We start from the raw sequence: 10,033 nt of genomic DNA on the forward strand, positions 1-10,033 counted from the left end.
AAATCCTTGATATATCGTTTGTTTGTGTGTTGCTCATTGAGTTCCTTAACCTGTGTGGGGTTGTACGACCACAATTTAACATCTGAGCCGTTCTCATCCAACAAGCTTGCAAGAACGCTTCCCCAAGAACCTGCACCAAGCACTGCAACTTTTTTAGCCATAATTAATCTCCTCTATTTGGTAAATTATTAATCTACTTTTAAATCATTGCCATCCAGATACCACGGATTCGTTGTATCTCGGCGCCGATATATAATCAAAATAATCGCACTTACAAACAATATCACTGACAAGATTTGAGAAACGCGCACGCCCGCCAGCATCAAGCTGTCCGTCCGCATGCCTTCAACGAAGAACCTGCCAAATGAATACCACATTACGTAGGTCAAAAAGACTTCCCCACGTTTGAAAAAGTGTGGGTTGTGTCGCAACGTGATCAAAACCAGAAATCCCAGCAGGCTCCACAACGATTCATATAAAAACGTTGGCTGTCGGTAGGCGCCGCTAATATACATCTGGGAAATAATTGGCTGTGGTAAATGCAACCCTTGAAGAAAACTCAAAGTTGTGGTTTGACCAAAAGCCTCCTGGTTCATGAAGTTCCCCCAGCGGCCAATTGACTGCGCCAGGATAACGGTTGGCGCAGCAACGTCGAGCATCAGCCAAACCGGAATAAACCGGTGGCGGCAAAATAGGATGACGACGATCATTGCCCCAATCAAGGAACCATATATGGCAATCCCGCCATCCCATATCTTGACGATTTCACCAAGATTATCTTTGTAATAACTCCATTGAAAAATGACGTAATACAGGCGGGCACAGATGAGTGCTGCAGGCAGTGCCCACAAAATCATGTCGTAGATATCATCTGCTTTGATACCGCGCTTGTCGCCTTCTCGAACTGCCAGGTAGACCGCTAAAATCACGCCACTGGCGATGATAATTCCATACCAGTGAACTTCAATCGGCCCCAAATTAAATGCGATTGGGTTTAGAGCCAGACTTAATAAATTTCCCACTTCAACGATCTCCTATTTCTTATCAGAATCCTTGTTATCATCACTAATGAGGTGTTTGTTCTTTTCCTCAACGTGTTCTTGTTCTTCCTTATGCTTTTCATCATTTTTGCTGTTCACTTTGATCAGATTGTTTAAATTCCGATCAAAGGTCTCGGTTGCGTCGTAGCCCATGCTCTGAGCACGGAAGTTCATCGCAGCGGCTTCAATAATGATTGCTAAATTCCGACCGGTTCTCACCGGGATGGTAATTTTGGGGACATCAACGTCAAAAATATGGACGTTTTCAGTCCCGTTGCCCAACCGATCGAACTTGGCTTCCTTGGTATAGTTGGCCAAATGAATGATCAAGGCGACTTTGGTTTGACTTCTGACTGCACCGGCACCAAACAACGTCATGACATCAATAATCCCAATCCCACGAATTTCTAACAAATGACGTAGAATTGCCGGGGCGGTGCCCATCAACGTTTGTTCGTCCTGTTGGTACACTTCAACCCGGTCATCCGCAATCAAACGGTGACCACGTTTGACCAGCTCCAGCGCGGTTTCGCTCTTACCAATACCGCTATCTCCGGTAATTAAGATCCCGAGCCCATAAACATCGACCAAAACACCATGCAATGACTTACGCTCCGCAAGCTTATCGTCCAGATAGTTGGTCATGTTACTCAAAACCCGCGACGTCGTCAATTTGGATCCCAAGACAGGAATATGTTGTTCCTTAGCTGCCTGCAGCAATTCTTCAGGCGGATCCAATTGCGTCGACACCACAAAAGCCGGGGTCTCCGGTTGGCACATTTGTTGCATGACATCGAGGAGATCTTCATGAGACATCCCTTTAGAATATGAAATTTCAGTAATTCCCAGCAGCTGGATCCGTTTTGCAGGATAGTAATTAAAAAATCCGGTTAACTCCAGACCAGGCCGAGAAATATCGGCGGTCGAAATTGTCCGTTCTTCCAAGTATTCTTTTCCATAGTAGACATCCAACCTGGCATTTTTAACTAAGTCAGCCACCGTTACACTTTCAGTCAAGAACATCCCTCCTCAATTTATCACTACAATTTTATCACTTTGAAGCGCACAAGTCCTTATGGCTTGTGAAAATATTCAGCAATAATTGCACTGACCAACGACATCAATACTGCAACCAGCATCGCCATCCAAAACGAGGAAAAGCGAAACCCGGACCCAACAATTGACGCTGTCATTTCGAGCATTAGCCCATTGATCACCAGTGTGAACAGCCCCAACGTCAAAACGTTGATCGGCAGCGACAGGATCGTGATCACCGGTCTGACAAGCCAATTCAGAACCGCTAAGACAAATGCGGCGATAACGGCAATTTCAACGCTGGCAACGTAAAAATTGGCCGGGAAAAAACCGCTGATCGCCATAAATAAAATCGTATCAACTAAAACGGTTGTTAAGAATCGCAAGGATTAACCCCTTTTCTGGTCATCATGGACGTCTTTTTCTTCAACGTTATGAATAACCTTTCTGGATTTGTTGGGAGAAGTCCCATTACTCAAAGTGGATTTCAGCTGGTCAACAAATGAACCGGGTTCACTCGGGTCACCTGGAATCACAAATATCATGACAATATAGCCAATGATGGCAATGATATTAATTCCCGGTGTAAATGCCAAAACGACGTACAAAATTCGAACTAAAGTTGAATTCCAACCAAAGTACTCGGCAATTCCACCAAGAACACCAGCAAGTACCCGGTTGGTCACTGAACGATGCAATTTCTGACGATTATTCATCCTCATGACCTCCACTTTAAAGCTTCTAACTTAAGATTATCTAAAAAAGGCACTGCAATCAAGTATGCAGTGCAAAATATCAACCATTCTTAATTTAATTCAATAATTTTCCCCGTTGCCAGGTAAACCGTCCACTCGCAGATATTCGTGCTGTAATCACTGATTCGACCCAAGTCTTTGGCAACATTCAGATAGATAATCGCGGAGCTGACAATTTTCGGGTCTTTAGCCATTGCCTGATAGCTTGGAGAAGCGATCGCGTTATAGAGTTCGTCAATCTTCTTATCAAATGATTGCGCCGTCCGTTTGGCCTTATCTTCGTCAGCGTCACCGTATGATTCAATTGAATCATCGTATTGTTGGATTACTTTTAGCGCCATCGTAGCAATGATTTCTTCAACAGTGGCAATTCGCTGCATGCCTTTAATTGAAATCGCTGAACGGGCAACATTTCTTGCGTGATCCCCGGCCCGTTCCAAATCAGTCACTGCTTTTAAAATGCCGACAACTTCCCGTAAGTCGCCGGTCACCGGTTGGTACAGGGCAATCATTTCAAATGACCGCTTTTCAATGTGGATCTGGAGATGATTGATTTCATGATCGTTGGTCACAACCGCTTCGGCTTTTTGAATATCGTGGTCAACGAAGGCTTGCCCCGCATTAGTGACCGCCTCTCCGACGAGTGCCCCCAACTTCATAAAATCAGCTTTCAAACTGATGATTTCTTCATCAAACACTTTCCCCATAAACATCTCTCCTATCCGAATCGTCCGCTTACATAATCCTCAGTCTGTTTTTGGTCGGGATTTACGAACATCTTAGTGGTCATATCGTATTCAACAACTCTGCCTTCCATGAAGAACGCTGTTTTATCAGAGATTCGGGAAGCTTGCTGCAGGTTGTGCGTCACAATAATAATTGTATAATCTTTTTTTAATTCAAGCAAAGTATTTTCAATCTTGGCACTGGAAATTGGATCCAAAGCACTGGTCGGTTCATCCATTAAAATAACCGATGGCGAAGTCGCTAACACTCTGGCGATACAAATTCGCTGCTGTTGACCGCCGGAAAACGACAGGGCGTTGTCGTACAAGTTGTCCTTGACTTCATCCCAAACGGCCGCCTGCTTCAAGCTGCGCTCAACGATCTCGTCAAGTTTTTGTTTGTCTCGGATTCCGGCAATTCGCAGCCCATAAGTAATATTGTCATAGACTGAAAATGGAAACGGGTTGGGTTGTTGGAACACCATCCCAATAGATTTTCTCAATTCTACCAGATTGGTCTGAGGCGAGTAAATATTTTTGTCATGAAACTTGACCGTTCCGGTAATGGTCACGCCATCAATCATATCATTCATCCGGTTAAGACACCTTAGAAAAGTTGACTTTCCACATCCGGATGGCCCAATTAAGGCTGAAATTTGATTTGGCTCAAAGTCTAAGTTAACGCCGTGAAGCGCTTGAAAATCGCCATAGAATAAATCCAAGTTTTCTGATGAAATAATTGGTTCTGACATGTCGTTCCTCCTAGCCAAAGTTACCTGAAACATAGTCGTCCGTCATCTGAACTTTAGGCCGCGTGAAGACCTTTCTCGTCTTATTATACTCAATTGCCTCTCCCATATTGAAGAAGACCGTGTAGTCGCTTAAACGAGCTGCCTGCTGCATGTTGTGAGTCACGATGATAATTGTATAGTCCTTTTTCAATTCCCGCAGGGTTGCTTCCAACTGTTGGGTTGAAACTGGGTCCAAAGCACTGGCAGGCTCATCGAGCAATAAAACGTCCGGTTGAACGGCGAGCGCCCGGGCGATACATACCCGCTGTGCTTGACCACCGGAAAGTGAAAGCGCACTTTTGTTCAAAGAATCTTTGACCTGATCCCAAACAGCGGCCTGCTTTAATGTCTTTTCAACGACTTCATCCAACACTTTTTTATCATGAATCCCGCGCCGCTGAAGGGCAAAGGTCACGTTATCGTAAATCGACTTGGCGAATGGATTGGGTCGTTGAAATACCATCCCGATCCGACGACGGACTTCGTAAACGTCAATTTTTGGTTGGTTAATGTTAACGCCCTGGTAAAGAATCTGTCCTTTCACCGTTGCCACCCCATCGTTCATCCGGTTCAGCGCCCGCAAAAAGGTTGACTTACCGGAACCGGACGGGCCAATCAGTGCCGTAATCGTATTTTTTTGAAATTGAATATCCGCGTTGTGCATTGCCAACGTTTTTCCATATAGAATTTCCAAGTCCCGGGTTTGCATGGTAATTTCAGTTTCTTCGGGATTGAAATGGTAAATGAAGCGTTTCGGTTTATCATTTAATTCAGTTGTATTTTGCATTTTCATTCACCTACTTGACTGATGTCATTCGTTCAAAGACTTTTCGACCAATAAAACGAGCCGATAGATTAAAAATTAGAATTGCCAACACCAAAACGGCGGCGGCACCGGAAGAAACCTGAGTCAGATCCGGCATAATCCCTTCTGAATTGATCTTCCAAATATGAACTGCCAAAGTCTCAGCAGGCCTGAGCGGGCTCAACGGACTGTCGATGTTAAACGGATTCCAATCACCGAAATTCAGTGCCGGTGCACTTTGTCCTGCGGTATAAATTAAAGCGGCAGCCTCACCGAAAACCCGGCCGGAACACAGGATTACTCCACTAATGATGCCGGGAAGCGACGCTGGGACGACGATATGAATAATGGTTTCGTACTTTGAAAGTCCAAGCCCGAGGCCGCCTTGACGTTGGTCATCGGAAACGTTTGAAAGTGAATCCTCGATGTTTCGGGTTAATAACGGTAAGTTGAAAATCGTCAGCGTCAAGGCCCCTGAGAGAATTGAAAACCCATAGTTGAACTGAACAACGAAAAGCAAAAAGCCAAACAGCCCAACGACAACGGACGGAAGCGAACTCAAAATTTCAATCGACGTCTTAATCATTGACGTAAACCAGTTATCTTTGGCGTATTCATTCAAATAAATAGCCGCCAACAGGGCAATCGGTAAAGAAATCAACATCGCTAATACCAGGAGATAAAACGAATTAAAGAGTTGAACGCCGATCCCACCGCCGGCATTAAAGGCTTTGGCAGGAGATGTCAGAAAATGCCAACTGACATGTGGCAGGCCAGTGATAAAAATGTAGCCAATCAGAAACGCTAAGATCAGCACCACAAATCCTGCAATCAGCTTTAAGCCGGTAATGGCAATTTTACTTTGCTTCTGTGATCGATTCATTTTTTAAACGCCCCTTTCCGGCCAATCATGTGAACCAACAAGTTGAAGAATAGTGACATGACCAGGAGGACCAGTGCCAATGACCAAAGCGCGTCATTTTGCAGCGATCCCATCACCGTATTTCCCATCCCAGCGGTTAACACCGAGGTTAGTGTCGATGCGGGTGACGTCAGGTTATGTGGCATCAGGGCAGCATTTCCGATAACCATTTGAACGGCCAGTGCTTCACCGAACGCCCGGGCCATCCCGAAGACGACAGCTGTCAAGATACCTGGTGTTGCCGCTCTTAAAACGACTTTCCAAATTGTCTGCCACCTCGTTGCTCCTAAGGCCAGAGACGCTTGACGGTAATACTTGGGAACCCCTTTAAGTGAATCAACGGTCATCGAGACAATCGTTGGTAAAATCATTACGAAAAGAACGAAGGTCCCTGAAAGAATTCCAAAGCCACTACCGCCAAAAGTGCTTCGAACAAACGGGACGACCACTGACAAGCCGATAAATCCGTAAACAACAGAAGGAATTCCAACCAGCAGCTCAGTTACCGGCTGAAGAATTTTCGCACCCCGCTTCGGTGAAATTTCGGTCATGTAAACGGCGGTTCCAATCGCAAACGGTGTCGCTAAAGCAGCTGCGAGTAACGTGACCAAAAACGAGCCGACAATCATGGGTAACGCACCAACGGCTTGTTGGCCGTTCGGCGTTTTAGTACCCGGGTTCCAAATCGTGCCGGTAAAGAATTCTTTGACACTCACATTATCCCGAGAAAAGGTGGAAAGCCCCTTGCTGGCAACAAAGACAATGATTCCCAAAACAATCGCCATAATCAAGAGCAGTGCAGATAGACTCAGCAAGTGGCCAAAGCGCTCATAACGGGCCGTCTTGGATTTTTTCATTAATTGCTTAGCTAATTTTTCATTTTGCACAGTTATTCCCCCGATCCCTTCGAAATTTTACCCTGCCACGAACGTTGGTATTGCATATCCTTGACGGAGATGTACCCCAGCTTGTTGAACAGGGTTGTTTGAATATGATCGTTCTTTAAGTAGGTCAAGAATTTTTTGGTTAACCCAGTCGGTTTTCCACGGGTATAAATGTGCTCATATGACCAAATTTTCCATTTGTTATTTTTCACATTGTTTTCAGTTGGTTGAACGCCATTAATTGAAATGGGCTGGACACTTTTATTGATATAGCCGAAAGAAACGTAGCTGATCGCCCCAGGCGTTGAGGAAACAATTTGCCGAACCGTTCCTGAAGAATCCTGTTCCTGGGCAGTCGCACTTTCATGACCGGCCAGCCCGAATTGCTCGAACGTTACCCGGGTCCCACTTCCCTGCGAACGGTTAATCAGTGTCACCGGAAGATTTCGCCCACCGAGCTGGCGCCAATTGGTAATTTTACCGGTAAAAATGGCAATTAGTTGTTTGGTTGTCAAGTTCTTAATGCCAACTTGATCGTTGGTAATGGGTGCAACGCCTACAACGGCAATTTTGTGGTCAACCAAGCCTTTTGGGTTGATCCCCGCTTTTTCTTCAGCAAACAAATCAGAATTTCCCATCTGAACGGCCCCGGTTTCAATTTGGCTAAGTCCGGTGCCGGAACCGCCACCCTGAACGTTAATAAAGATGCCGGCGTGATCAGCCGAATACTGTTCACTTGCGGCTTCAACCAATGGCTGTAGAGCGGTTGAACCAACCGCCGTAATTGATTGCTGGTTGGTTGACGTCTTGCTTCGGGCATTGTAAGCGCCAATGCCGGCAACAATGATGATCAAACAAAGTCCTAATTTTAAGAGTGTCCGTTTTCGCATTCCAATTCCTCCTAGATCTTCAATTAATATTGTAATCAATCAATGTAAATATTTGACTTGGTGAATGTAAAAGTTATGTAAATGTGTCAGGGGGTTGTTTGATTTCAAACCAAAAGACGGTGAAGACAAAAAACCGTGACCACCCCAGCGTCTGGGGCCATCACGGTATTGATTTGAATTCTGGGATCTAAATGACCGGTATCCCAGTCTTTGTTAATTGTAAATATCCTGTCAAAATGAAACAACTTTATTGATTTTCAGAATCGGTTTGACTGTCCTCGTCAACAAGTGGAAATTCAACGGTGAATGTTGAGCCCACGCCACGCTGACTTTTAACGTGAATCGTCCCGCCGATCGCGTCAACCATTTCTTTAACAATCGATAATCCAAGGCCGGTGCCGCTGACCTTTTGTTTGGTTCTGGAATCGTCGGCACGGTAAAAACGTTCGAACAACCTGGAAATATCTTTTTGGGCAATTCCGATTCCGGTATCCGAAACAATCAACTGCCAATAACTGTCATTATCATCATAAGAAATGGTGATCTCCCCATTTGGCTGATTGTACTTGATAGCGTTACTAACCAAGTTTCGCAAAATCCGAGTTAAAATCGTCGTGTCTGTGTTCACTTCAACGTGCTCAGGAATTTGATTATGAATCGTCAAATGATTGTTGGCAAGCATCGAATCATAGGATTTTAATTCTGAATTGACAAAATCGTGGAGGGCCAATGGCTTATAAACATAATTTGTCCCATTTTGGATGTGTGAAATCGTCAAAACATCTTGGACCAGTGAGGCTAACTGATCACTTTGCTGGTCAATAATTTTTAGAAATTCAACTAAACTCTTTTTGTCATCCATTGCACCGGATAACAGGGTTTTGGTAAATCCTGAAATGGCGGTAATCGGCGTTTTTAATTCATGGCTGGCATTTCGCAAAAAGTCGATTTGCATTTGCTTCACGTTAATAATATCTGAAATGTCATACATAATCACCAAAATATGAAAGTCCTTATCCAACTGGTTAAAAATAATGCTTGTATCCCAAGTCACCGACTCCCCGGTAACGCTTTGAACCTCAACGTGCTGAGATTTGTGATTTTCAAATACGCTTTCCACCAGTGACAATAATTGATAATTGCGAATGTCTTGGGTGTATGGGTGAACCTGGGTCAAAATGTTACGTTCAAGAATTTTCCCCATTTCGTGGTTCGCAAAAATAACGTCATGGGTGGAATCGATCACCATCACGCCAACCGGTAAGCTGGATAAGATTGTGATCAGTTCGGCGTTACTATTGCTGATGGTTTTTCCCTCGTCTTGTTGGCGGCTTTGAAGCTCGTTTAGCTGATCGGCAATTCCCTTTAATGAATTTCCCGGCTCCACAAACAATGGCACTGCTGGCTGATGGTCGACAATATTTTCCGTCATAACCATCAATTGTTTGAGTAATTTGTCGTGCTTCCGGTACTGGAGCATTAATACCAAGCTGGCGATAACCAGGACAAAAGCGGCTATCAGGGCTAAAACAATCCAGCCAGTCGATTTATTTGTAAAGCCATAAAAAAGCATGGCCAAAGTGGCAATGCTTAATAAAAAAACAATTAACGTTTGCTTTGCAAGTTTACTCATCGTCATCACCAGTTGAAAATTCATAGCCGAAACCGCGAACTGTTTTTAGGTATTTAGGCTTCTTAGGATCGGGTTCGATTTTTTCCCGCAGGTGGGCAATTTGAATATCGACCATTCGACTTTGTCCGGAATAATCAAATCCCCAAACACCTTGAAGCAATTGCTCGCGGCTCAGCACTTGATTTTCGTGGCCAACCAGATACTGCATCAATTCAAACTCTTTTGGTGTCAACTTCAAATTATGATCACCGGTACTGACGCGATACTTTTTATGGTCGATCGTAAATGGTCCGGTTGTTTCGACCTCACCCTTGTTAGCGGGTTGATTGGAACCACTATCAGAATTGCTTTTCTCGTATCGCCGCAAGACGGCGTTCATTCGGGCAATCACTTCTCTGGGGCTAAATGGCTTTGGAATGTAATCCGTAGCCCCTCGTCGTATGGCCTCGACCGCCGTGTCGATGGAGGCATAGGCGGTAATCACAATGATTTTGAGCCAGGGAGCCGAGGTTAGCAGCGCAGGAATCAGGTTCATTCCGTTGTCAGTACCCAG

At 44.7% G+C, this 10,033-nt stretch carries 13 protein-coding genes; all 13 read right to left on the reverse strand.

Annotated elements, in window-relative coordinates; all coding sequences use genetic code 11:
• A partial coding sequence (locus AB3112_RS04885; protein ID WP_367334053.1) for a 2-dehydropantoate 2-reductase N-terminal domain-containing protein occupies window positions 1–161 on the reverse strand: 161 nt, incomplete at its 3' end.
• A gap of 27 nt (window positions 162–188) precedes the next feature.
• Complete coding sequence (lgt, locus tag AB3112_RS04890) at window positions 189–1,022, reverse strand: prolipoprotein diacylglyceryl transferase (RefSeq protein WP_057910246.1); 834 nt, start codon at window positions 1,020–1,022, stop codon at window positions 189–191.
• 12 nt (window positions 1,023–1,034) lie between these two features.
• The gene (hprK, locus tag AB3112_RS04895; RefSeq protein WP_171031893.1) at window positions 1,035–2,057 is read right to left on the reverse strand and encodes an HPr(Ser) kinase/phosphatase; all 1,023 of its coding nucleotides are present in this window, start codon (window positions 2,055–2,057) and stop codon (window positions 1,035–1,037) included.
• Between the two features lie 56 nt (window positions 2,058–2,113).
• On the reverse strand, window positions 2,114–2,461 hold the full coding sequence (locus tag AB3112_RS04900) for a phage holin family protein (protein WP_075141268.1): 348 nt from the start codon (window positions 2,459–2,461) through the stop codon (window positions 2,114–2,116).
• Between the two features lie 3 nt (window positions 2,462–2,464).
• Window positions 2,465–2,791, reverse strand: coding sequence for a PspC domain-containing protein (locus tag AB3112_RS04905; protein ID WP_084975095.1), 327 nt, complete (start codon window positions 2,789–2,791; stop codon window positions 2,465–2,467).
• 89 nt (window positions 2,792–2,880) lie between these two features.
• A complete protein-coding gene (gene phoU, locus AB3112_RS04910) occupies window positions 2,881–3,537 on the reverse strand; it encodes a phosphate signaling complex protein PhoU (protein ID WP_367334051.1) in 657 nt (218 codons plus the stop codon).
• Between the two features lie 11 nt (window positions 3,538–3,548).
• Complete coding sequence (gene pstB / locus AB3112_RS04915) at window positions 3,549–4,307, reverse strand: phosphate ABC transporter ATP-binding protein PstB (RefSeq protein WP_057910250.1); 759 nt, start codon at window positions 4,305–4,307, stop codon at window positions 3,549–3,551.
• A gap of 10 nt (window positions 4,308–4,317) precedes the next feature.
• On the reverse strand, window positions 4,318–5,133 hold the full coding sequence (pstB, locus tag AB3112_RS04920) for a phosphate ABC transporter ATP-binding protein PstB (protein WP_057910251.1): 816 nt from the start codon (window positions 5,131–5,133) through the stop codon (window positions 4,318–4,320).
• Between the two features lie 10 nt (window positions 5,134–5,143).
• A complete protein-coding gene (pstA, locus tag AB3112_RS04925; RefSeq protein ID WP_057910252.1) occupies window positions 5,144–6,034 on the reverse strand; it encodes a phosphate ABC transporter permease PstA in 891 nt (296 codons plus the stop codon).
• Entirely contained in the window at window positions 6,031–6,930 is a 900-nt protein-coding gene (gene pstC / locus AB3112_RS04930) for a phosphate ABC transporter permease subunit PstC (protein WP_179136600.1), read from the reverse strand. The genes pstA and pstC overlap by 4 nt, the downstream gene beginning before the upstream one ends.
• Window positions 6,931–6,962: 32 nt before the next feature.
• Window positions 6,963–7,847 carry a phosphate ABC transporter substrate-binding protein PstS family protein gene (locus AB3112_RS04935; protein WP_084975091.1) on the reverse strand — a complete coding sequence of 295 codons (885 nt, stop codon included), beginning with the start codon at window positions 7,845–7,847 and terminating at the stop codon, window positions 6,963–6,965.
• A gap of 247 nt (window positions 7,848–8,094) precedes the next feature.
• Window positions 8,095–9,486, reverse strand: coding sequence for an ATP-binding protein (locus tag AB3112_RS04940; protein WP_084975164.1), 1,392 nt, complete (start codon window positions 9,484–9,486; stop codon window positions 8,095–8,097).
• On the reverse strand, window positions 9,473–10,033 hold a 561-nt coding region (locus tag AB3112_RS04945), incomplete at its 5' end, for a response regulator transcription factor (protein WP_367334052.1). The genes AB3112_RS04940 and AB3112_RS04945, both read right to left, overlap by 14 nt.

This window comes from Lentilactobacillus sp. (assembly GCF_040773105.1).
Lineage (GTDB): Bacteria > Bacillota > Bacilli > Lactobacillales > Lactobacillaceae > Lentilactobacillus > Lentilactobacillus parabuchneri.

Excerpts from the sequence above, each read along its gene's own strand:
- AB3112_RS04905 (WP_084975095.1), bottom strand. The coding sequence starts at position 2,791 with ATGAATAATCGTCAGAAATTGCATCGTTCAGTGACCAACCGGGTACTT.
- phoU (WP_367334051.1), bottom strand. The coding sequence starts at position 3,537 with ATGGGGAAAGTGTTTGATGAAGAAATCATCAGTTTGAAAGCTGATTTT.
- pstB (WP_057910250.1), bottom strand. The coding sequence starts at position 4,307 with ATGTCAGAACCAATTATTTCATCAGAAAACTTGGATTTATTCTATGGC.
- pstB (WP_057910251.1), bottom strand. The coding sequence starts at position 5,133 with ATGCAAAATACAACTGAATTAAATGATAAACCGAAACGCTTCATTTAC.
- pstA (WP_057910252.1), bottom strand. The coding sequence starts at position 6,034 with ATGAATCGATCACAGAAGCAAAGTAAAATTGCCATTACCGGCTTAAAG.
- pstC (WP_179136600.1), bottom strand. The coding sequence starts at position 6,930 with ATGAAAAAATCCAAGACGGCCCGTTATGAGCGCTTTGGCCACTTGCTG.
- AB3112_RS04935 (WP_084975091.1), bottom strand. The coding sequence starts at position 7,847 with ATGCGAAAACGGACACTCTTAAAATTAGGACTTTGTTTGATCATCATT.
- AB3112_RS04940 (WP_084975164.1), bottom strand. The coding sequence starts at position 9,486 with ATGACGATGAGTAAACTTGCAAAGCAAACGTTAATTGTTTTTTTATTA.